Here is a 21,411-nt window from a genome sequence, read left to right on the forward strand (position 1 = left end):
CCGCCGTGGCGCTTTTCGCGCCCCGCCGCCCCGCCGATGCTTGCGCGCGATCCCCCAACTGCCTAAGCGCGCAGGCACGCATGGAAAATTATCCCGCCCCCGCTCGCGCGCTGGTCGCCGACATGTCGCAAAAGGCCGCTGCCGATCCGGCGCGCGCCGTCGCCTATCAGGGCGCGCCCGGTGCCAATTCGCACCTGGCCGCGCTTGGCTACGCCCCCGATTGCGTGCCGCTGCCCTGCTTTGCGTTCGAGGATGCGATCGACGCCGTGCGCAACGGGCTTGCCGCCCGAGCGATCATTCCGATCGAGAACAGCCTGCACGGCCGCGTCGCCGACATGCATTTCCTGCTGCCCGAATCCGGGCTGCACATTGTCGACGAATATTTCCTGCGCATCCGCCACTGCCTGATGGCGCCCGACACGGTGCCGGTGAAGAGCGCGATCAGCCATCCGCAGGCGCTGGGCCAGTGCCGCCATTATCTGCGCGAGCGCGGCATCCAGTCGGTCGCCTATGCCGACACCGCCGGCGCCGCCGCGCTGGTGGCGGAGACGCGGGCGCCGGGCGAGGGGGCGATCGCCCCCTATCTGGCCGCCGAAATCTATGGCCTGCGCCTGATCGCCGAGAATATCGAGGATAGCGACGACAATATGACCCGCTTCCTGGTGCTGGCGCGCGAGCCCAAGGCACCGGCGGCGGGCGTCGGCCCGGTCATGACCACCTTCCTGTTCGAGGTGAAGAATATCCCGGCCGCGCTCTACAAGGCGATGGGCGGCTTTGCGACCAATGGCGTCAACATGACCAAGCTGGAAAGCTACCAGCGCGGCGCCAGCTTTGCCGCGACCGAATTCTACTGCGATATCGAAGGGATGCCGGGCGACCCGGCGGTCGACCGCGCGCTCGCCGAGTTGGAATTCCACACCAAATGGGTGCGCGTGCTGGGCAGCTACCGCCAGGCCCGCCCCCGCACCTGACCGCCGCGCCCGATAAAGGGCGGCTTCAGGGGCACGCCTGGGTCGCTCCAGGGTCATGGCGCGAAGTTCACAGTGTCGTGGCGCGATGATATCGGCGTTTTGCGGCCTTTTCGCGCCTGAAACGCGCCGCAGACGCGCCTGTTGGATCACATCCGGGTCATGGCGAAGCGCCATCAGGGTCACGGTGGCGCGCCTGTTGGGTTGCGGGGGTGGTGGCGCATGGGTGCGCGCGCAGGGGTGGGGTGGCGGCTGCTCCATCGCGGAGGATAGATCAGGAATTGCGCGAGTAGGAAAGTGGGGCTGTATTGGCCGTTAAGGGAGTGGCTGCGGTAGCAGGAGCGCATTGACTTCTGTTCGTTGCTTGGCATCTAAGTAGATGCGGTAAACGTGGTACTTGTGAAGGCTATCGAGCTACTGTATCGCGCACAATGGTACGGGCAGGACGCCACACGGCGTCAGCTCTCACGAGCTGTTCTTATATGTCGGGTTTTCCAGCCTTGGCTTTCTTCGTTTGAGGAAAAAGATGCTTCCAATCTATCGTGCCCGTACCACTTTTAGTCTTGGTGCCTGATGGCTGCCGATCCGATTTCGCGTATTTGGTTAACTTACAAAACGCGGATAATATCTGAGCGGCGTTATCAACGATACGCGATCGTAAGCCATCTAGCTCTTAGCTGGTATGCATTTCTCTCAATCGTTTTTAGCATCTATCAAGATCGTTTCGCCCAAAGCTTAGGAGTGGTTGGCGCTTCTCAGAGGCTGTTTGGGAAATCGGCGGCAGGGGTTGTCATAGGCGTATCTGCGTGATTCAGGCTCTGGATGTGGACGCAGCAGAGCCGGGGGCGGATGGCCCAGATTGCGAAGAAGACGAAGCGTTATCCCAGTGACCTGACCGATGAGGAATGGGATCGCCTTGCGCCGTTGATGCCCAAGCCGGGTCGTCGAGGCCGTCCCCGCGAGGTGGATTTCCGCGAAGTGATCAACGCGGTCCGCTATCTGGTGCGATCGGGGTGTGGTTGGCGGATGCTGCCGATCCATTTTGGCGCCTGGCAGACGGTCTATGGCTGGTTTCGGGAGCTGGCACGCAGGTTCCTGTTCCAGACGATCCACGACATCGAATTGATGTTGGACCGAGAACGTGAGGGGCGAGAAGCCAGCCCCAGTGCGGCGGTCATCGACAGCCAGTCGGTCAAGGCGCCTTCCGCAGAAAAGCGCGGTTTTGACGCAGGCAAGAAGATCGTCGGTCGCAAGCGGCATATCGCAGTCGACACCGATGGACGCTTGCTGATGGTCAACCTCACTACCGCCGATATCTCCGATAGTGCAGGCGCTCAGGCGATCCTCGATGGCATCCGCAAGCGCTGGCCGTGGGTGAAGCATCTCTTTGCCGATGGCGCCTATGATCGCCTCAAGCTCATGGACAAGGCCAGCTACCTCGACTTTGTCGTGGAGGTCATCCGTCGAAGCGATCGCCAGCAGGGCTTCAAGGTGCTTCCGCGCCGCTGGGTCGTCGAACGCACCTTCGGATGGATGACCCGATGGCGCCGTCTGGTCCGCGACTACGAAAAGCGCATCGACGTCTCACAGGCGATGATCCTCGTCGCCATGGGTGGAAACCTACTACGCCGAAACGCTCATCCCTGATTTTCCAAACGGACTCTCAAGCTGCCTTGGTTATGTCGGTTCTTACCTTTGGTTTGTCGCTGATTATTTATGGCTTGAGATTTGATGATCTCGCTAGAATCCATCGAGAATGCTACATATCGATGCAGAGAGTTTACCAATCACAAGAATCTGACGATGTTAAGTTAGAAAGATACAGCAGTCTTCTTGAGCATTATCCAAATCACTCGGATAGTGACTACGATGATTTATTGTTCGATGCTTGGCGGTTTGGAAGAACGCTAAGTGGGACGGACGGTCAGCCAATCCTGTTTGGTTGGCGGAAGGTGGTTGCGTCATATTTTCGTCATTTTGTTCGAAACTTGGCTACATTTTCTCTGTTTTTTATTCCTTTGGGTTTTTCCTTTTTTGGCCTTTGGGGTTCGTAGTTGGCTACCGTGCAGGAGCTTCATTTTAGCGAGGCATCGCTTAAAGCGCTGGTCACGTCCGTCAATGTGGTGTAATTTCGGTGCTGGCCATCGGGCTGCATTTTCAGGCGGCCTTGGGTGTAATCTGTAGCGGCTGAACCTCCTCGGTTATGGGTGTGGCAAGGGCGGCCATGCCCTCGATCTGCATGTAGCGGTGCTGGAGCTGGTATTCATCGTTCTGCTCGAGCAGGACGGCACCGACGAGGCGGATGATGCTGTCCTCGTTCGGGAAGATGCCGACAACATCGGCGCGGCGCTTCACTTCCTTGTTCAGGCGTTCCAGCGGGTTGGTGCTGTGAAGCTTGACCCGGTGCTGCTCGGGGAAGGTCATGTAGGCGAGCACGTCGTGCTCGGCATCGTCCATGCAGGCGCCGAGCTTGGGCCATCTGGCGCGCAATTGATCGGCGACCTGACGCCAGACCTGAGTTGCGGCCGCATGATCGGGCTGGAGGAAGACTTGGCGGATCGCAGCAGCAACAACCGTGTTTTGGCCCTTGGGCACGTAGGCGAGCGCGTTCCTCATGAAGTGGACGCGGCAGCGCTGCCAGGTGGCGCTGAGCACGCGGGTGATCGCTGCCTTGAGGCCCTCGTGGGCATCGGAGATGACCAGCTTCACGCCGGTCAGGCCGCGGCGGGAGAGGTCCTTGAGGAAGCTCGACCAGAAGGGCTCGGCTTCGGAAGGGCCGATGTGCAGGCCGACGATCTCGCGCTTGCCCTCAGTGTTGACGGCGACGGCGATTATCGCGGCGACACTGACGATCCGTCCCCCCTCGCGCACCTTGAGGTAGGTGGCATCTAGCCAGAGGTAGGGCCAGTCACCGGCGAGCGGGCGCTTGAGGAAGGCATGGACGCGCTCGTCGATGTCTTTGCACAGCTTTGACACGGAGGACTTGGATATCCCGGTCATGCCCATCGCCTGCACCAGCTCATCGACGCGCCGGGTGCTGACCCCGGCAATCCACGCCTCCTGGATTACTGCGACCAGCGCCTTCTCAACAGTCTTGCGCGGCTCCAGGAAGCCGGGGAAGTAGGCGCCGGTCCGCAGCTTGGGGATCTTGAGGTTGAGCGTGCCGAGCCGGGTATCGAGACTGCGGTCGCGGTAGCCATTGCGCCAGGTCGTGCGTTCGCCCGATCGTTCATGGCGGCCAGCGCCGACCAGGCCGTCGACATCGGCCTCCATAATGATCTGCAATACGCTCTCGGCGATCGTACGCAGGAAATCTCCATCTCCGGTCTTCGCCATCAGTTCGGCAAGCGGTAGTCTGTCGTCGGTCATCGGGATCAACTCCTCGGTGGGCGTGTGAAGTGTGGTAACTCCACCTTACCGATGAGCCCGGTGGCCACCGAGTTCGAAATCGCATGGGGTTGGGCATGCCCAACCCCATGCGATCACCTCAATCTACACCGGAAATTACACCACGAGCGCGGACGCTAACTAAAGCGCTTTTTAGCTCGCGCATCATTAAGTCTCGCGCTGTCGGTTTAGATGGTACGCGGCTGGAGGCGTTCACAAGCCGATTAGACGAAGAGTGCGCGCTCATTGAGCGGAAGGTGCTTTGTGGCACTTATACCTTCACCCGCTATCGCGAGAAACTGATCCTGAAGGGGGCGACGCGATTACCCCGGCGCATTTCCATACCTACTGTCAGAGACCGGCTAGCTTTGAGAGCGATTTGCAATCTGCTCGCTGAAGCGGTTCCGGGCGCTCGTTCGGCGCCGCCGCATAGCTACATCAAGGCCATTGCCAGCCTGATCAAAGGAACAAACGAGCCTCTATCTTTTCTCCGGGTGGATGTTCGTGATTTCTTTCCTTCGATTCAGCACAATATTTTACTTTCTAAGCTGAAAGATCTTGGCGTTGAATCATTGATCCTGACCCAGATTCAGAAGGCAATAGAAAATCAGACAGGCTCGGCTCCCGACTACGTTGTGTCCGGTGTCGGTGTGCCGCAAGGGCTCAGTATCTCAAATCTGCTCGCATCTGTGTATATGCAAGAATTTGATGCTGAGGCCGCGAAGCGTTCAGTTTACCACAGGTACGTAGACGACATATTGGTTGTTGCGCCCTCCCATGAGATAACTGCCCGCTTTAAGGAGATACATGCTGGCCTGCTCGCGCTGAGGCTTGATCCCCATCCGATGGGGCGTTCCGGAAAAACTGAAATAAAGCGAATTTCTGAAGGCATAGATTATTTGGGATATCATCTTACGCCCCGAAAAATTTCCGTGCGAACGTCATCTTATCATCGAATGTTCAAAAATCTTAGTAAGGTATTTACTCATTACAAATACAAGAAAAACTTACAGCAATTTTTATTCAAATTAAACTTAAGAATAACAGGTTGTGTTGTTGATGGTAAAAGAAAAGGGTGGCTACTTTTCTTTTCGCAAACGGATGATTTGTCCCAACTTCGTTATCTTGACGAGTTTGTTGCGACTCAGTGTCGACGGGTTGGCATCAACCCTAAAGCCGCCGATATCGCGCGCTTCGTTAAAGCTTACCACGAGATCAGGTTCAAGGGGGTCGTTAACGGATACATTCCAAACTTCGACAATTTTACTCTTGAACAGAAGTATGTGCTTATAAATAATCTTACTGGAGTTCCGTTCGAAGAACTGGACAGCCGATCAGTGGAGGTAACGCAGGCAGATTTTCGTAATTTGGTTGCGAAAGAGGTAGCTGATCTGGAACAAGACGTTCTCACTGCGATATCATGATCGCGGGTGTTTTGGGTTTCGCCTAGTTGCTAAGCTGAAATTCAGTCACGTGTGATAATGCCCATGGTCCAATTGCCTTGTATTGACGAATAGCGGCTTTCTAGAACGAAGTTCAGCGCTTTACGTGGCTGGGCCACCCCCTCCCACCCCTCCGCTTCCGCTGCCCCGTAATCACCGCTATAGCCCCGCCATGGTCGCTGCGATCCTCTTGTCCGCGCTGGCGATGACGCTGATCGTCGGGGTGCGCTATCTGATTGCCAGTGGCGGTTTTGCGCTGGCGACAAGGCTGCGGCAGCCCGGCCTCTATCGCGGGCGGGGGCGGCAGATATCGCGGGAGATTGGCTGGTCGCTGGCGTCCGCGGCGATCTATGGCATGCCCGCTGGTGTCGTCGCCTGGGGCTGGCAGGCGCGGGGATGGACGCGCATCTATGAGGATATCGGCCGCTATCCGCTCTGGTATCTGCCGCTGTCGGTGCTGCTCTATCTCGCCGCGCATGATACCTGGTTCTATTGGACGCACCGGTGGATGCATGCGCCCCGGCTGTTCCGCATCGCCCATGCCGTCCATCATGCCAGCCGGCCACCGACCGCCTGGGCGGCGATGAGCTTTCATCCGTGGGAGGCGCTGACCGGGGCGGTGGTGATCCCGGCTTTGGTCTTCCTGATCCCGATCCATGTCGGCGCGCTGGGCGTGGTGCTGTCGATCATGACGATCATGGGCGTGTCCAACCATATGGGGTGGGAGATGTTTCCGCGCTGGATGGTGCGCGGGCCGATCGGCCGCTGGCTGATCACCGCCAGCCATCATCAGCGGCATCATGAGCAATATCGGTGCAATTATGGCCTCTATTTTCGTGTCTGGGACCGGCTGTGCGGCACCGACCGGGGGCTGGGGGATTTTGGCGGTGATTTCAGGAAGGAGCGGGTGTGATCGGTCGAGTGCTATTTGCGGTGGTGGCGATGGCCGGACTGGCAGGGGCGGCGCCGGTGGACCTGGCCCAGCCGATCAGCATGACGGCCGAGGGGCTGCGATCGGCCAAGGGGCGCATCCTGATCTGCGTGGCGCGATCGGCCGATTATTTCCCCGATTGCAGCAAGGATCCGGACAAGCGCCACCTGATCGTGGCGACGACGGGCAATGCCATCCCGCTCGGCAATCTGGCGCCGGGCGACTATGCGATCGCGATCATCCATGACGAAAATGGCAATGGCAAGCTGGACACCTTTGCCGGCATTCCGCGCGAAGGGGTGGGCTTTTCGCGCAATCCGGTGCTGCGCTTTGGCGCGCCCAGCTTCCGGTCGGCCGAGTTCGTGGTGAGCGGCGCGCCGGTGCGGCAGGCGATCCGGCTTAAATATTTCCTGTAGGGCGGCGCGCGCGTCCCGACTTGTCGGCAAGGGGTGACGCCCCACATAAGGCGCTGTATGACGGCGGCGACTAACCGCATTGCAGGAGAATGAAGCGTGGCGACCCTGGGACTGAGCGAGGCCGACAAGGCGGCCGTGGAGGCGTTTCGCCAGGATGTGGTGGAGCCTTCGCGCACGAGCCTGGTGATCGTCGACTTCTGGGCCGAATGGTGCGGCCCGTGCAAGCAGCTGGCGCCGGTGATCGAGAAGGTGTGCGCCGACTATGCCAGCAAGGGCGTCAAGCTGGTGAAAGTGAATGTCGATGAAAATGGCTTCATCGCCAGCCAGTTCCGCGTCCAGTCGATCCCGACCGTCTATGCGGTGTTCCAGGGCCAGCCGGTCGCGGACCTGAGCCAGGCGCGGACCGAGGGGCAGTTGAAGCAATATCTCGACCAGCTGCTGAGCCAGTTGCCGATCGAATCGGACGAGAAGGCGCAGGCGGAAGAGATTGCGCCGCTGATCGCGATGGGCGAGGAGATGCTGGCCGGCGGCGAGGCGGAGCGCGCCTTGTCGGTGTTCCAGCAGATTGCCGACATTGCGCCGGACAATGCCGAAGTGCTGAGCGGCCTGCTGCGCGCGCTGGTGGCGCTGGGGCAGCTGGACGAGGCCGATGCGCTGCTCGCCGAACTGCCCGCCGAGATGCAGAAGGACCAGGCGATCGAGCGCGCCAAGGCGGCGCTGGCCCTGGCGCGCAATGCCAAGCCGGTGGCCGACCTGTCGGGGGTCGAGGCGCGGCTGGCGGCCGATGGTGACGATCATGCGGCGCGCTTCGAGCTGGCGACCGGGCTGATGGGCAATGGCGACCGCGACGGCGCGGCCGAACAGCTGCTGGAGATCGTGCGCCGCGACCGGGCCTGGAATGACGGCGCCGCGCGCACCCAGCTGCTGACCCTGTTCGAGGCGGTCGGGCTGGAAGATCCGTGGGTGGCGGCACAGCGGCGCAAGCTGTCGCAGATCCTGTTTTCCTAAAGGATCGGTGAGCCGGTGAACCGCGCGCGCATCTCGATCTTTCCGCTGTCCGGCGCGCTGCTGCTGCCGGGCATGGAGTTGCCGCTGCATATCTTCGAGCCGCGCTATCGCGCGCTGGTGCAGGATGCGTCCGCGCGCGACCGGCGCATCGGCATGATCCAGCCGCGCAGCGAGGGGCAGAAGCCGCCGCTGTTCGACGTCGGCTGCCTGGGGCGGATCAGCCATATCGAGGCGCTGGACGATGGCCGGTTCAACATCATCCTGACTGGCCTTGCTCGGTTCCGGCTGGTGCGCGAGCTGGAGGTGTCGACGCTGTTCCGCCAGATCGAGGCGGAGGTGGAGCAGGCGCCGGAGGATGAGGTGCTGCATCTGGTCGAGCGGGCGGCGCTGGAGCAGGAATCGCGCCGCTTTGCCGATGCGCTGGGCTATGCGGTCGACTGGACGGCGGTGTCACGGCTGGACGACATGGCGCTGGTCAACGGCATCGCCCAGATCGCGCCGTTCGATCCGGCGGCCAAGCAGACCCTGCTGGAGGCCGATACGCTGAGCGAGCGGGCTGACCGGATCATCCAGCTGATGCAGATCGTCGGCCGCGCCGAGCGCGACGGCGGCGCGACGATGCAATGAGCGAGATTATGAGCGAAGAGACAGCCCCGATCGATCCCTGGCTGCTGGCCAAGCTGGTCTGCCCGGTGACGCGCACGCCGCTGCGCTGGGACGCGGCGCGCCAGGCGCTGGTGTCGGACGCGGCGGGCCTGGCCTATCCGGTGCGCGATGGCGTGCCGGTGCTGGTGGTGCGGGAAGCGACCGGCCTTTCCTGACCGGACACGGCTGGTGTCGGCCTACCCCTGTCCGCCGAGCAGCTGATATTTGAGGCCCATGGCCTGGGCGAGGTTGCGCAGGCGGCGTTCGACCGCTTCGCCGTAGAGATCGGCATCCTCGTCGCGCAGGTGGAGGTCGATGCGGTCGCCATGCCGTTCCAGATGGGAAATGGCGAGCGGGCCTTCGACGCCGCCCGACAGGCGCTGAGCCAGGCGGATGGCGAGGCCCCAGAGCGCGGCGCGGCGCAGCGCATCCGCGCTGGCCATACGGTCGAGGTTGGGCAGCGTGCCGACATCGCCGCCGAAATGGGTGTGCAGCGCCTGGCCCAGCATTGCGCGCTCGGCGGCGGTGATGCCGACCCAATTGCTGTGCAGGGCGATTTCGACGCCGCGTTCGGCGCGGAAATCGGGATTGGCGCGCCAGCTTACATCGGCCAGCAGACAGGCGGCGCGGCGGATGCGGCGGGCATCCTTGCCATCGTCGGGGAAGAGCGGCGCGATCCAGCGGTCGATACGGTCGCCATGGCCGCGGAAACGGGCCTGTGCCTCGCCCTCCGCCTCTGCCGCGACCAGCAGCGGGTCATGAGCGCGGATATCGTCGGGCAGATTTTCGTAGAGCAGCCCTTCGCGCAGGCCATAGGCCGACACGATCATCCGGCTGGACTTGAGCTGGCGCACGACCACCGACAGCAGCGCAGCGGCATCCGGCAGGGTCGGCACGCGCGATCCGGTCATCGCCGGGATCTGCTTCAACCGGCCCTTGTCGACATGGGAGATGATGCGGGTGAGCTGTTCGGCACGGGCCGCGCTCATCTCATATTGATGCACCACCGGCAGCGGGAAATGGGTGAGCTGCATGTCGAAGCGGGCGAGCGAGCGCCAGGAGCCGCCGACAAGATAGAAGGGCAGGTCCGGTTCCGCCTGCCAGCCGGCCTTTTCCAGCATCTTGGCAACGCAGCGATCAAGCGCGCGCGGCCCCTTGGCCCGGATCTGCGGCAGGCGCAGCACGCCCAGCGGCAGCGAGATGGTCTGTTCGACCGCGCCCTTGCGCACGCGCGCCAGTTCCAGGCTGCCGCCGCCCAGGTCGCCGACAATGCCGTCGGCATCGGGAATGCCCGACAAGACGCCCATGGCAGCGCCGATCGCCTCCTGCGCGCCCGACAGCAGTTCGACGGTCAGGCCCATCGCCTTGGCGCGGCTGATGAACTCGGCGCCATTGGTGGCGTCGCGCACGGCGGCCGTCGCCACGCAGCGTATGTCGGTGACGCGCATGTCCCGGCACAGATGGGCGAAGCGGCCGATGGCGCGCAGGCCGCGCTCCATCGCTTCCGGTTCGATCGCACCGGTCTTGGCCAGCGAGGCGCCTAGGCCCGCCATCACCTTTTCATTGAACAGGATGAAGGGGATGCGGCGTGGCCCGTCATAGACGACCAGGCGGACGCTGTTGGAGCCGATGTCGATGATCGCCGAGCGCGCGGTGGCGGGTTCGGGCGAGGTCGCCATGGTCTCGGCCATGGCGCGCACGCGGCTGAGCATCGAGTTCATGGCGCGATCAGGCCCGGCCACGCAGGCGCAGGGTCGGCACCGCGCCATGCTCCTGCGCTGCGCCACGCCCGGACAGCGACGGGTTGGTCATGAAATAACGGTGCAGGTTGAACGGCCGGTCGCCCGGCTCCAGCCGGGTATAATGGCCGTCGCGGTCCAGCACCCAGCTCTGTTCGGTGTCGATCAGATTGGCGACCATCACCTGGTCGAGAATCTGGTCATGGACGGTCGGATTTTCGACCGGCGCGAGGAATTCGACGCGGCGGTCGAAGTTGCGCGGCATCCAGTCGGCCGAGCTGATATAGACCTTCGCGCCATTATTGGGCAGCGCCTTGCCATTGCCGAAGACGGTGATGCGGCTATGTTCCAGGAAGCGGCCGACGACCGACTTCACCCGGATATTTTCCGACATGCCCGGAACGCCCGGCCGCAGGCAACAGATGCCGCGCACGATCAGGTCGATCTGCACCCCGGCATTGCTGGCGACATAGAGTTTCTCGATGATCGCCGGGTCGACCAGGCTGTTCATCTTGGCCCAGATGGTGCCGGGCCGGCCGGCGCGGACATGGTCGATCTCCGCATCGATGCAGGCGCACAGCGTGTCGCGCAGGTCGCGCGGGCTCATGACCAGCTTTTCCAGCCGCTGCGGCTCGACATAACCGGTGATGTAGTTGAACAAAGCGGCGGCATCGCGGCTATAGGCCGGATCGGCCGTGAAGAAGCTGAGATCGGTATAGATGCGCGCGGTGATGGGGTGGTAGTTGCCGGTGCCGAAATGGCAGTAGCTGCGGAACTGGTCGCCCTCGCGCCGCACCACCATCGACACCTTGGCATGGGTCTTCCAGTCGATGAAGCCATAGACGACCTGCACGCCCGCGCGTTCCAGCGCGTCGGCCCACATCAGATTCTGTTCCTCGTCGAAGCGCGCCTTCAGCTCGACCACGGCGGTCACCGACTTGCCGGCCTCGGCCGCGTCGATCAGGGCGCGGATGATCGCCGACTGCTTGCCCGCGCGATAGAGGGTCTGCTTGATCGCAACCACGTCCGGGTCGGACGCGGCCTGTTTCAGGAAGGAGATGACGACGTCGAACGCCTCATAGGGGTGATGGACGACGATGTCCTTGGCACGGATCGCGGCGAAACAGTCGCCGCCATATTCGCGGATGCGCTCGGGGAAGCGCGGCGCATAGGGCTCGAACTTGAGGTCCGGCCGGTCGGCGTCGACGATGCCGGACAGGTCGCCGATGCCGATGAAGCCCTCGACCTCGACAACGATCGCCTCATGGCCCTGGAGCATGTCCTGGAGCATTTCCTCGACCGGTTCGGGGATGCGTTCCTCTATCTCCATGCGGATCACGCGGCCGCGGCGGCGGCGCTTGATGGCGCTGCGGAAATAGCGGACCAGATCCTCCGCCTCTTCCTCGATCTCGATGTCGCTGTCGCGGATGATGCGGAACACGCCGCTGTTGCGGACGCGATAGCCGGGGAAGAGATCGGCCGAGAAGCGGCGGATCACTGCCTCCAGCGCCATGTAGCGCATCGGTTCGCCCGGAATGCGCACGAAGCGGGCGAGCGAGGAGGGGATCATCACCAGTTCGCGGATCGGTTGCTTGTCCGACAGACGCTCCAGATCGAAGACGATCGACAGCCCCTGATTGGGGATGAAGGGGAAGGGATGTGCCGGGTCCAGCGCCTGGGGCGTCAGGATCGGGAAGATCTGGGTCAGGAAATGCTCGCGCAGCCATTGGGCGCAGCCGACATCCATTTCTGCGGACGGACCGATCACCTCGATCCCGACCTGCACCAGCTCGCCATGCAGCGCGCCCCAGACCTTCTGCTGGGCGCGCATCAGGCTGGCCGTAGTTTCGGTGATCGCGCCGAGCTGCTGCGCCGGCGTCAGGCCATCGGCCGACCGCAGATCGACATCCTGCAATTGCTGCCCTTTGAGCCCGGCAACGCGAACGGAGAAGAATTCGTCGAGATTGGCGCCCGAAATCGACAGGAAGCGGAGCCGTTCGAGTAGTGGGTGGGCCCGGTTCATCGCCTCTTCCAGCACCCGCTGGTTGAAGGCCAGCCAGGAAAGCTCGCGGTTGAAATAGCGCTCGCCCGCGGGCGAAAGGCTGGCGATGGGATCGGCTTCGGCCACGGATTACTCGCGCTGGTCGTTGGTGGGATCGGGCGGGACTATAGGCAAGATTCCTGCAGATTGCAGGGCCTCTTTCGCCAGTGCGACCGAAATCTTACGTCCAGATGACAGCGATGCCTCATCCAGCAGCGCCGTCACCGCCGCAATCGCGCCATAGCTGCGCTCGATCCGCCGGAGCAGCCAGGGGGCAAGGTCCGGCGCGAAGCTGGCGCCCGACGCGCCCAGCCGCCGCTCGATCAGCGCCAGCGCCAGCGCCTCGTCCGGTTCCTCGATCGCGACATGGGGCGATCCGGCCAGCCGCGATCGCAGGTCGGGCAGCGCCACCGTCCAGCGCAGTGGCGAGGTGCGGCCGATCATCAGCAGCGGGCGATGCTCGGTCTGCGCCTCGTTCCAGGCATGGAACAGCATATGCTCGTCCTGCCCCTCGGCATCGTCGATCACGCTGCCGCCGCTCATCGCGACGAACTGGCGGCCCAGCGCCGAACGGCCCGACAAGGGCGGGCCGGTCAGCACGGTCACGGACACAGGCCAGTCGCGCCAGCGTTCCAGATGGGCAACGGCCAGTTGATTGGCCTCGCTCACCAGAAACTCCTCGCCCTGGCCCTGCCATTCGAAGGGCAGGCTGATCTGGCTCATGGCTGTCCTGCGGGCGCCTGCCGGCGCGAGATGCGCATGGTGTTGCCCGATACCGCCACGCTGTAGCCGCGGGCCTGCAATCCGGTGCGCAGCGCGTCGGCGCTCCCTTCGAAACTGACCTGCATCACCGACGTGCCACCCAGCGCCAGGCTGCTGGTCGCGGCCGAGCGGACGCCCGGAATGCTGCGCAAGGCCGATTCGCCGGCGGTGACCGATCCGACGTCGGGCGTGTCGAACTGGATCGCGAAGCTGGCGACGCTGGCGCCGGCCGTCGGCAGCGGCATGTCGACCGCCTCGATCGGCGCCTCGGTCGCATTCTCGATCGCCAGCGCGCTGGGGTCGACGGGTTCCTCGATGATCAGCGACGGATCGGGCCGCAGGCGGCCGTCGTTGAGCGCGCGGATATAAAGCTCGTCGATCCGGCGCGCGCCTTCGTCCAGCATCTGCGGGATGCCGCTGTCGTTCGAGGCACGCAGCGCGAAGCTGCCGATCAGGCTGTTGTCGGGGCCGTAGCGGGCGGTGAAATTGGCCGTCACCGGGCCGCCGGGCCATTGCCGGTCGAGCCGCACCATCGGGATCACCACGTCGGCCGCGCCATATTGATCGAGCAGCACGCGCCACCACAGGCGGCCGCGCCGCCCGGTCTGGCCGGCGTTGAGCAATACCGGGTCGGCGACCGAGCCCGCGACGCGGACATAGTCGATCGCGCTGTCCCCCGTGCGATATCGCGCCCAGGCCTTCTGCCATTCATTGACCCGTTCATAGGATACGGCCGAGCCGCCATCCCACATGACCGGGATCACCAGCAGCGGCGGCGAGCGCATCACATTGCCGGAAACGCCCAGCAACTGGCCGGTGCGCGCACGGTCGAACAAGATGCCGAGCGTCGCGACATAGCGACCGGGGCCGGCCTGTTCATATTCGACCTCGATGCCCGAGATCATGGCTTCCAGCTGCGAATCGGACAGGCTGGGCACGCCCGTTCCGCCATGGGTGCGGGTCCACAGCATCTTCCAGGCCTGGCGCTGGGCCAGCCGCCAGCCGGCATAGCGGGCCGCATCGGCGCTGCCGGCCTGGACGTCGACCTTCACGCCGCGCACCTCATAATCGCCGCCGCTGGCGATCGGCGGGACGCCGCGTTCGCCCTCCATCTGGGCGAACAGCGCCGCGCCGACCAGGCCGATTCCCACCGCGCCGACGATCTGCGCCGGGCGGGAAAGGGCGTGGAGAGCAAGCGCTGGCGGAAACGACAGGCGCCGCAGGGTCTTGGGAAGAGTCTTGGCAAGGATCACGGGCGTCCTTTTGGCGAGATTTGCCCCGCATGCCAAGCGCGAACCTGCACGGCCTTCCCCGTTCGGGCTGAGCGAAGTCGAAGCCTTCACCTGAGCGAAGCGAAGGCGCCTCGCTCCGCTCGGCGATGCCCTTCGACTTCGCTCAGGGCGAACGGGATATGGAGACAATGGCCGCGCAAAACTCGACATCGGACCGTTTCGAACGTAGAGCGCAGCCTCATGAGCGACAACGAATCCTACAGCTACGCCAAGGCTGGCGTCGACATCGCCGCGGGCAATGCCCTTGTCCGTGCCATCGCCCCCCTGGCCAAGGCCACCCGACGCCCCGGCGCGGACGCCGAACTGGGCGGTTTCGGCGGCTTTTTCGACCTGAAGGCGGCGGGCTATGACGACCCGTTGCTGGTCGCGGCCAATGATGGCGTCGGCACCAAGCTGAAGCTGGCGATCGACCATGACCGCCATGACGGCGTGGGCATCGACCTCGTTGCCATGTGCGCCAATGACCTGATCGTGCAGGGCGCCGAGCCGCTCTTCTTCCTCGACTATTATGCCACCGGCAAGCTGGAGTCGGGCGTCGCCGAACGCGTCATCGCCGGCATCGCCGAGGGCTGCCGCCAGGCCGGCTGCGCCCTGATCGGTGGCGAAACCGCCGAAATGCCCGGCATGTATGCCGATGGCGACTATGACCTCGCCGGCTTCTGCGTCGGCGCGGTGGAGCGCTCCAAGGCGTTGACCGGCAACAAGGTGAAGGCCGGCGACGTCCTCATCGGCCTCGCCTCCTCGGGCGTCCACTCCAACGGCTTCTCGCTGGTCCGCCGCCTCGCCGCCGACAAGGGCTGGAAGCTCGACCGTCCGGCAATCTTCGACAATGAAGTGCTGCTGATCGACGCGCTGATGGCGCCAACGAAGATCTACGTGAAGAGCCTGCTGCCGCTGGTCCGCGCCGGCATGATCAATGCGCTTGCCCATATCACCGGCGGCGGCCTGCTGGAAAATATCCCGCGCGTCCTGCCCGAAGGCACCCACGCCACGGTGGATGCCGACGCCTGGGAACAGCCGCGCCTGATGGCCTTCCTCCAGGCCCAGGGCAATATCGAGCCGGAAGAGATGGCGCGCACCTTCAACTGCGGCATCGGCATGATCCTGGCGGTGGACGAGGCGCATGTCGCCGGCGTCACCCAGGCGCTGGAGGATGCCGGCGAAACCGTGTTCCTTGTCGGCACCGTCGGCGAAGGCGACAAGGGCTGCACCGTCAAGGGCAGCGCCGAAACCTGGAGCGCAAAGGCCGACTGGTCGGCCACGCATCTGGGCTGACAAGCACCACGACCGGAGTGGGATAATGACCAAGGCAAAGATCGGCGTCCTGATTTCCGGCCGTGGTTCGAACATGGCGGCCCTGCTCTATGCGGCCAAGGCGCAGGACTGCCCGTTCGAGATCGTGCTGGTCGCCGCCAATGATCCGGAAGCCCCCGGCCTGGCGCTTGCCGCGGCCGAGGGCATCGCCACCTTCGGCCAGAGCCACAAGGGGCTAAAGCGCGCGGAGTTCGACGCGGTCATCGACGCGCAGCTGCGTGCCGCGGGCGTCCAATATGTCGCGCTGGCCGGCTATATGCGGCTTCTGTCGCCCGAATTCGTGTCCGGCTGGGAAGACCGGATGCTCAATATCCATCCCAGCCTGCTGCCCAAGTACAAGGGCCTCGACACCCATCAGCGCGCGATCGATGCGGGCGACAGCCATGCCGGCTGTTCGGTCCATATCGTCACCGCCGAACTGGACGACGGCCCGGTGCTGGGCCAGACCCCGGTCGCAATCCTGCCCGGCGACACGGCCGACAGTCTGGCCGGGCGCATCCTGATCGCCGAGCATCAGCTCTATTCGCGCACCCTCGCTGATTTCGTCACCCGCGAGCGTCAGCCCGACTGGCTGCTGAACAAGGTGCGCGAGGCCGCGCTGGCGCTGCCGCAGGCGGACGAGATCGTGTCGCATGGCATGCCCTGCTTCGGCATCGTCAAGGGCAAGAAATTCGCCTATTTCACGCGCGACCATCATGGCGACGGCATCATCGCCGTGCTGGTGAAGACCACCGCGCCGGAGGAGCAGGCGACCCTGATCGAAGCCGACCCGGATCGCTATTATCGCCCCGCCTATTTCGGCAATGACTGGGTCGGCATCCGCCTCGACCTGGGCGATACCGACTGGGACCATATCGGCGAGCGGCTCCACGCCAGCTGGCGCCAGATTGCGCCGAAGAAGCTGCTGGGCCTGATGGATATCGCCGACCAGTTCTGACCATCTGCTCGATGGGCCGAACAAATATGCAGGATGAGTTGTGACCTTCCTGCGTCGGGCCGATGCCGGACATTGTCCGGAAACATTGTGCTGTATTTACAGTATATTGACGGGAAATTACTGTGTCGGGCCATGGATGCCCGTGCGCCGGCATGGGGGCTGGTCGATCTTCGGACGGCCGTTTCGACAGGGATTTGCATAATGAAATCGACGATAGCCCGATGGAGCATGACGCTCCTCGCCATGGGCGCAGCCGCGCAGGTGGCAGTCAAGGCGCAGGATCTCAGCAGTTCGCGCCAGTCGGTGGGGCAGCCGAGCAAGGACCGGATCGTCATCGGTCTGGGTGCGGCGGTGACGCCGGTCTATCAGGGCGCCGACGATTATCGCGTGCTGCCGCTGCCCGCGATCGACATTGTCGAGGGGCGCTTCTTCGCCAATTTCCGCAATGGCGTGGGGCTCAATCTGGTCGATGACCGGGCGCTGACCATCGGTGCGGGTGTCACGCCGATGCCCGGCTATCGGCGGCGCGACGTGCCCACGGGCGTCGATCGGTTGTCCTGGGGCGTGGGTGGCCGCGTGTTCGCCAATCTGACCGGCGGCGGCGTGGTGGCGACGCTGGGTGCGACGCAGGGCATTACCGGCAGCACCGGCGGCTTCATTGCTGACGCCAGCCTCTCCTATCCTGTCATCCTCAATCCGAAGGTCATCATCACCCCCTCGATCGCCACCAGCTTTGCCGACGGCAAGCATATGGATGGCTATTTCGGGGTGAATGCGCGGGAGGCGGCAGCGTCCGGACTGGCGCAATATCGCGGCAAGGCAGGGTTCAAGGATGTCTCGGCGCTGCTCAACATCGTCTATCGGCTCGACAGCCGCTGGAGCGTGACCGGATCGGTCGGGGCGACCAGCCTGCTGGGCCGGGTGAAGGACAGCCCGCTGGTCGAGCATGCGACGCGGCCGAACGGCTTTCTGGCGCTCGCCTACCGGTTCTGAACCAGGCGATCGGCGGCAAGTTCAGCTGCCGACCGTCAATTCCTCATAGCAGGCCTGCGCCTCGGGCGCGGGGCCGCGTCGGCTGGGCAACTGGATCACGCGGACGACGCGGACGCCGGCGGCGTGGGGAAAGGTGATGAGGTCGCCGGCGCGCACCGGCGCATGGGACCGGTCGATGCGCCGGCCGTTGAGGCGAATATGGCCGTCCTCGGCCAGCTTCTGCGCGGTCGATCGGCTTTTCGACAGGCGCGCGAACCACAGATATTTGTCGATGCGCAGGGACGGGCCGACGCCCGTCCCTGGCATTGTCATGGCCCCCTTGGGGTCAGCCATTGCGCCCCAGCAGTTCGGCCAGGCCGGCAAAGGCATGGTTGCTGGTCGCGGCCTTGTGGCTGGCGGGGGTAGCGCGCGGCGCGCGATTATCGTCGCGGTCGCCACCCTTGCGCGGGCCGCGATCGCCGCCCTTGCCGCCACGGTTGTCGCCACGACCTTCACCGCGAGTGTCGCCCTTGCCGGCAAATTTGCCTTCGGGGCGCTGCTGCTGGTCGCGGCGGGGGCCGCGCGGGCCACGATCGCCCTGCGGGCGGCCCTTCTGCCGGCCCTTGAACACCCAGTTGGCGCCGGTGGCGGCGACGGGCGCTTCGGCCGGGGTTTCGGTTGCCGCTTCGGCCGGCGCTTCGACGGGAGCCTCGGCGACGGCTTCCGCCGTTGCTTCAGGCGCAGCGTCGGTCGCTTCGGCCACGTCCGTGCCTTCCACGGCGGGTGCGGCTTCGGCCGGTGTCTCGGCGACGGGCGCCGGGGTCGGCACCGGATCGATCGGGCGGAAGCCGGCGGCGCGCATCAGCTGCAGGAAGGCTTCTTCGCTCAGGCCCAGCGACACGATCTGCGGGCTGAGCGCGCTGAACGGCTCGTTCTTCGCGATCGTTTCATGCGCGGTGCGGGCCATGCGCTCGGCCATGTCGATGCGCAGCATCTGCGGACCGAAGCTGCGGAAGCCGGCGATGCGGGCGCCCATTTCCTGCGGCTTGTCGCCGGTCGGGATCAGGGTCAGGCCCGGCTGGGGCAGCGGCAGGCAGGGCTTGCCGATGCGCGCCGCCTGCAGCGCCGCGCGCCAGCGCGCCGCGCCCGGCTTCAACAGGCCGGGGTGATAGAGGTCGAGCACGCCGATATCGATGCCGGCGCGGCGCAGCAGATGGCGCTGATCCTTGTCGAGATGGCCGAGCGCCGAATCAAGGTCGAGTCGCGGCGCGACGCCGCCGGCATCGGCCAGCTGGGCGAAGACCGCGCGGACGACGGCGGGCACGGCCGGATCGGCAGCGCTTTCGCTCATCTTGACCAGCGGCAGCAGATGCTTCTGCTTCTGCGCCTCGAACCAGGTCGCCAGACGGGTGGTCACCTGCTTCTGGACATCCGGGCCCAGCGCGGCGAGCGCGCGATCGAGCCGGATTTCGGGCGCGAGCAGGCCTGCGCCCGCCATCAGCGTTGCGACCGGGGTGCCCTGCCAGGTGATGCCCGGCGTCTGTCCCGCATCGTCCATGAGCGCGAAATCCGTATCCGCAGCGCTCATCAATTCGTCAGCCTTCACTCGTAATACCTTTCCAAGGCGCCTTTCCGCCGCCGCCAGCAACAGCTTTCTGTCCTGGAGTCGCGTAGCGGGATCGACTGAGAAACGAAATCCGTCAAGTCGCCCGATCGTCTCGCCATCGACGCAGACCGTCCCATCCGGGTCGACCGTGACCGGCAGATTGCTCGCATTCTGTCCGATGTCCCTTAGCAGAACAGAGGTGCGTCGGTCCACGAAACGCTGCGTCAGGGCCGCATGCAGCGCATCTGACAGCTTTTCTTCCAGCATGCGCGTGCGTTCCGCCATCTCTACCGGATTGGCCAGCCAGTCGGGACGATGGGCGATATAGGACCAGGTGCGCGCGGCGGCGATCCGGCCCGACAAGGTGTCGATATCGCCCTGGACCGAATCGAGGCGGGCGATCTGCTGGGCGAACCAGTCGCGCGGGATATGGCCGCCAAAGCCTGATCCATTGCCGGCGATGAAGCGCCAGATACGCGCCACGGTGCGGGCATGATGTTCCGCGCCCAGCTTCTGGAAATCGGGCAGGCCACAGGCGGCCCAGAGCCGTTCGACATCGCGCTTGGAGCGGACACGGGCCTGGACCTCGGGATCTTCGGCCATGCGGCGCAGCACGGCCAGGTCGACCGCCTGCGGCGCCGCGCGCAGTTCCGGGCGGTCGGGCCGCGCCTCCAGATCGATGATGAGATGGTCGATGCTGTCGGTGCGCGGCACGCCGTCGCGCCAGAAAAGCTGGTCGACGGAAGGGAAGCGATGCGCCTCGATCGCCTCGATCTCTTCCGGCGTGAAGGCGGCGTCGCCATCCTCCGACCCCAGGCTGCCGAAGGTGCCGTCCTTGTGATGGCGTCCGGCGCGGCCGGCGATCTGGGCCATTTCGGCGACCGTCAGCCGGCGCGAACGGCGACCGTCGAACTTGCGCAGCGAGGCGAAGGCGACATGGGCGACGTCGAGATTGAGGCCCATGCCGATCGCGTCGGTGGCGACCAGATAATCGACGTCGCCGTTCAGGAACATCTGCACCTGGGCGTTGCGGGTGCGGGGCGACAGGGCGCCCATCACCACCGCCGCACCGCCGCGGAAGCGGCGCAGCATTTCCGCCACGGCATAGACTTCCTCGGCCGAGAAGGCGACGATCGCCGAGCGGCGCGGCAGGCGCGACAGCTTCTTGGCGCCGGCATAGGAGAGGGTGGAGAAGCGCGGCCGGCCGATGATCTCGACTTCGGGGACGAGGCTTTTCACCGTCTTCGCGATGCTGGCGGAGCCCAGGATCATCGTTTCTTCCCGGCCGCGCGCGCGCAGGATGCGGTCGGTGAAGATATGGCCGCGCTCGGGATCGGCGCCCAGTTGCGCCTCGTCCAGCGCGACAAAGGCGAAATCGCTGAGGCCGCCGGTCATTGCGGCGGCTTCGCGCCCGCCACTAATGGGCATGGATTCGGCCGTGCAGAGGAAATAGCGCGCACCCGGCGGCACGATCTTTTCCTCGCCGGTGATCAGCGCAACCTGCTGCGCGCCCTTGATCGCGACGACGCGGTCATAGACTTCGCGCGCCAGCAGGCGCAGCGGAAAGCCCATCATGCCGCTCGAATGGCCGCACATGCGCTCGACGGCGAGATGGGTCTTGCCGGTGTTGGTGGGGCCCAGCACAGCGGTGACGGGCGAACGGGCGAACTGGGCCATGATGGGGCCTATGTCGTGCAGGATGGCGGGCAGGGCAAGGACTTTGCGCGATCGGGCCGATGTTCCGTTGGTTAACGGGACTCTGCCCGGCGATGGGCACGTTTCGTCGCAGCGGCGCGGGTCATGGCGGCGTCTTAAATTGACTTTAACCCTGCGCGTTCACAAGGGTGCGGTCCGACGCATGGCGCGGGGACCATTGCGTTGGCGATGCGATAAAAAGCACCCCGGGGGTTGCGGCTTTTGTTCCAGGATAATCAGTCGGGTTTTCAGCAGG

The 21,411-nt window shown here is 64.5% G+C and carries 19 protein-coding genes; 12 read left to right on the forward strand and 7 right to left on the reverse strand.

Annotated elements, in window-relative coordinates:
* Positions 1 to 80 precede the first annotated feature (80 nt).
* The 3 genes from VHN57_RS02725 to VHN57_RS02735 all read left to right on the forward strand — a co-directional run bounded on the left by VHN57_RS02725 (position 81) and on the right by VHN57_RS02735 (position 3,022).
* Positions 81 to 971 (forward strand): prephenate dehydratase, encoded by an 891-nt coding sequence (locus tag VHN57_RS02725; RefSeq protein WP_423282671.1) that lies wholly within the window; start codon positions 81 to 83, stop codon positions 969 to 971.
* A gap of 819 nt (positions 972 to 1,790) precedes the next feature.
* Positions 1,791 to 2,615: an IS5 family transposase gene (locus VHN57_RS02730; RefSeq protein ID WP_125990377.1), complete on the forward strand. Its 825-nt coding sequence runs from the start codon at positions 1,791 to 1,793 to the stop codon at positions 2,613 to 2,615.
* 32 nt (positions 2,616 to 2,647) lie between these two features.
* Positions 2,648 to 3,022 carry a hypothetical protein gene (locus VHN57_RS02735; RefSeq protein WP_423282674.1) on the forward strand — a complete coding sequence of 125 codons (375 nt, stop codon included), beginning with the start codon at positions 2,648 to 2,650 and terminating at the stop codon, positions 3,020 to 3,022.
* A 103-nt stretch (positions 3,023 to 3,125) separates the two neighbouring features.
* Here the strand turns inward: VHN57_RS02735 and VHN57_RS02740 are convergent, their stop codons facing one another.
* Complete coding sequence (locus VHN57_RS02740; RefSeq protein WP_099231114.1) at positions 3,126 to 4,337, reverse strand: IS256 family transposase; 1,212 nt, start codon at positions 4,335 to 4,337, stop codon at positions 3,126 to 3,128.
* Between the two features lie 95 nt (positions 4,338 to 4,432).
* Here VHN57_RS02740 and VHN57_RS02745 point away from each other — a divergent pair, with 95 nt between their 5' ends.
* The 6 genes from VHN57_RS02745 (at position 4,433) to VHN57_RS02770 (ending at position 8,973) form a co-directional block, all read left to right on the forward strand.
* Positions 4,433 to 5,779: a reverse transcriptase domain-containing protein gene (locus VHN57_RS02745; protein ID WP_423282677.1), complete on the forward strand. Its 1,347-nt coding sequence runs from the start codon at positions 4,433 to 4,435 to the stop codon at positions 5,777 to 5,779.
* Between the two features lie 190 nt (positions 5,780 to 5,969).
* Positions 5,970 to 6,710, forward strand: a complete 741-nt coding sequence (locus VHN57_RS02750) for a sterol desaturase family protein (RefSeq protein ID WP_278985792.1) — start codon at positions 5,970 to 5,972, stop codon at positions 6,708 to 6,710.
* Positions 6,707 to 7,144, forward strand: coding sequence for a DUF2141 domain-containing protein (locus VHN57_RS02755; RefSeq protein WP_099233936.1), 438 nt, complete (start codon positions 6,707 to 6,709; stop codon positions 7,142 to 7,144). The genes VHN57_RS02750 and VHN57_RS02755 overlap by 4 nt, the downstream gene beginning before the upstream one ends.
* A gap of 96 nt (positions 7,145 to 7,240) precedes the next feature.
* Complete coding sequence (locus VHN57_RS02760) at positions 7,241 to 8,152, forward strand: tetratricopeptide repeat protein (RefSeq protein WP_278985789.1); 912 nt, start codon at positions 7,241 to 7,243, stop codon at positions 8,150 to 8,152.
* Positions 8,153 to 8,167: 15 nt separating this feature from the next.
* A complete protein-coding gene (locus VHN57_RS02765) occupies positions 8,168 to 8,779 on the forward strand; it encodes an LON peptidase substrate-binding domain-containing protein (protein ID WP_037510200.1) in 612 nt (203 codons plus the stop codon).
* A gap of 8 nt (positions 8,780 to 8,787) precedes the next feature.
* Positions 8,788 to 8,973: a Trm112 family protein gene (locus tag VHN57_RS02770; protein WP_278985787.1), complete on the forward strand. Its 186-nt coding sequence runs from the start codon at positions 8,788 to 8,790 to the stop codon at positions 8,971 to 8,973.
* 21 nt (positions 8,974 to 8,994) lie between these two features.
* Here the strand turns inward: VHN57_RS02770 and VHN57_RS02775 are convergent, their stop codons facing one another.
* The 4 genes from VHN57_RS02775 to VHN57_RS02790 are packed head-to-tail and all read right to left on the reverse strand — an operon-like array spanning position 8,995 to position 14,592.
* Positions 8,995 to 10,518: a Ppx/GppA family phosphatase gene (locus VHN57_RS02775; protein ID WP_278985799.1), complete on the reverse strand. Its 1,524-nt coding sequence runs from the start codon at positions 10,516 to 10,518 to the stop codon at positions 8,995 to 8,997.
* Positions 10,519 to 10,525: 7 nt separating this feature from the next.
* Positions 10,526 to 12,664, reverse strand: coding sequence for an RNA degradosome polyphosphate kinase (locus tag VHN57_RS02780; RefSeq protein WP_278985786.1), 2,139 nt, complete (start codon positions 12,662 to 12,664; stop codon positions 10,526 to 10,528).
* A gap of 3 nt (positions 12,665 to 12,667) precedes the next feature.
* Positions 12,668 to 13,300: an HdaA/DnaA family protein gene (locus VHN57_RS02785; RefSeq protein WP_004211120.1), complete on the reverse strand. Its 633-nt coding sequence runs from the start codon at positions 13,298 to 13,300 to the stop codon at positions 12,668 to 12,670.
* A complete protein-coding gene (locus VHN57_RS02790) occupies positions 13,297 to 14,592 on the reverse strand; it encodes a heavy-metal-associated domain-containing protein (protein ID WP_313230386.1) in 1,296 nt (431 codons plus the stop codon). The genes VHN57_RS02785 and VHN57_RS02790 overlap by 4 nt, the downstream gene beginning before the upstream one ends.
* A 219-nt stretch (positions 14,593 to 14,811) precedes the next feature.
* Here VHN57_RS02790 and purM point away from each other — a divergent pair, with 219 nt between their 5' ends.
* The 3 genes from purM (at position 14,812) to VHN57_RS02805 (ending at position 17,875) form a co-directional block, all read left to right on the forward strand.
* Positions 14,812 to 15,906: a phosphoribosylformylglycinamidine cyclo-ligase gene (gene purM / locus VHN57_RS02795; RefSeq protein WP_423282686.1), complete on the forward strand. Its 1,095-nt coding sequence runs from the start codon at positions 14,812 to 14,814 to the stop codon at positions 15,904 to 15,906.
* 25 nt (positions 15,907 to 15,931) lie between these two features.
* The gene (gene purN, locus VHN57_RS02800) at positions 15,932 to 16,882 is read left to right on the forward strand and encodes a phosphoribosylglycinamide formyltransferase (protein WP_278987165.1); all 951 of its coding nucleotides are present in this window, start codon (positions 15,932 to 15,934) and stop codon (positions 16,880 to 16,882) included.
* A 201-nt stretch (positions 16,883 to 17,083) separates the two neighbouring features.
* Positions 17,084 to 17,875 (forward strand): MipA/OmpV family protein, encoded by a 792-nt coding sequence (locus VHN57_RS02805; RefSeq protein ID WP_125985212.1) that lies wholly within the window; start codon positions 17,084 to 17,086, stop codon positions 17,873 to 17,875.
* Positions 17,876 to 17,896: 21 nt separating this feature from the next.
* Here the strand turns inward: VHN57_RS02805 and VHN57_RS02810 are convergent, their stop codons facing one another.
* The gene (locus tag VHN57_RS02810; protein WP_004211129.1) at positions 17,897 to 18,181 is read right to left on the reverse strand and encodes an RNA-binding S4 domain-containing protein; all 285 of its coding nucleotides are present in this window, start codon (positions 18,179 to 18,181) and stop codon (positions 17,897 to 17,899) included.
* Positions 18,182 to 18,200: 19 nt separating this feature from the next.
* On the reverse strand, positions 18,201 to 21,137 hold the full coding sequence (locus VHN57_RS02815; protein WP_278987169.1) for a helicase-related protein: 2,937 nt from the start codon (positions 21,135 to 21,137) through the stop codon (positions 18,201 to 18,203).
* Positions 21,138 to 21,411 lie beyond the last annotated feature (274 nt).

This window comes from Sphingobium salicis subsp. salicis, assembly GCF_049472635.1.
GTDB lineage: Bacteria > Pseudomonadota > Alphaproteobacteria > Sphingomonadales > Sphingomonadaceae > Sphingobium > Sphingobium yanoikuyae_A.

Coding starts and splice junctions, on each gene's coding strand:
- purN (WP_278987165.1), top strand. CDS start 15,932: ATGACCAAGGCAAAGATCGGCGTCCTGATTTCCGGCCGTGGTTCGAAC.
- VHN57_RS02770 (WP_278985787.1), top strand. CDS start 8,788: ATGAGCGAAGAGACAGCCCCGATCGATCCCTGGCTGCTGGCCAAGCTG.
- VHN57_RS02735 (WP_423282674.1), top strand. CDS start 2,648: ATGTCGGTTCTTACCTTTGGTTTGTCGCTGATTATTTATGGCTTGAGA.
- VHN57_RS02730 (WP_125990377.1), top strand. CDS start 1,791: ATGTGGACGCAGCAGAGCCGGGGGCGGATGGCCCAGATTGCGAAGAAG.
- VHN57_RS02775 (WP_278985799.1), bottom strand. CDS start 10,518: ATGAACTCGATGCTCAGCCGCGTGCGCGCCATGGCCGAGACCATGGCG.
- VHN57_RS02725 (WP_423282671.1), top strand. CDS start 81: ATGGAAAATTATCCCGCCCCCGCTCGCGCGCTGGTCGCCGACATGTCG.
- purM (WP_423282686.1), top strand. CDS start 14,812: ATGAGCGACAACGAATCCTACAGCTACGCCAAGGCTGGCGTCGACATC.
- VHN57_RS02805 (WP_125985212.1), top strand. CDS start 17,084: ATGAAATCGACGATAGCCCGATGGAGCATGACGCTCCTCGCCATGGGC.
- VHN57_RS02815 (WP_278987169.1), bottom strand. CDS start 21,137: ATGGCCCAGTTCGCCCGTTCGCCCGTCACCGCTGTGCTGGGCCCCACC.
- VHN57_RS02750 (WP_278985792.1), top strand. CDS start 5,970: ATGGTCGCTGCGATCCTCTTGTCCGCGCTGGCGATGACGCTGATCGTC.
- VHN57_RS02740 (WP_099231114.1), bottom strand. CDS start 4,337: ATGACCGACGACAGACTACCGCTTGCCGAACTGATGGCGAAGACCGGA.
- VHN57_RS02810 (WP_004211129.1), bottom strand. CDS start 18,181: ATGCCAGGGACGGGCGTCGGCCCGTCCCTGCGCATCGACAAATATCTG.
- VHN57_RS02745 (WP_423282677.1), top strand. CDS start 4,433: ATGCCCAACCCCATGCGATCACCTCAATCTACACCGGAAATTACACCA.
- VHN57_RS02785 (WP_004211120.1), bottom strand. CDS start 13,300: ATGAGCCAGATCAGCCTGCCCTTCGAATGGCAGGGCCAGGGCGAGGAG.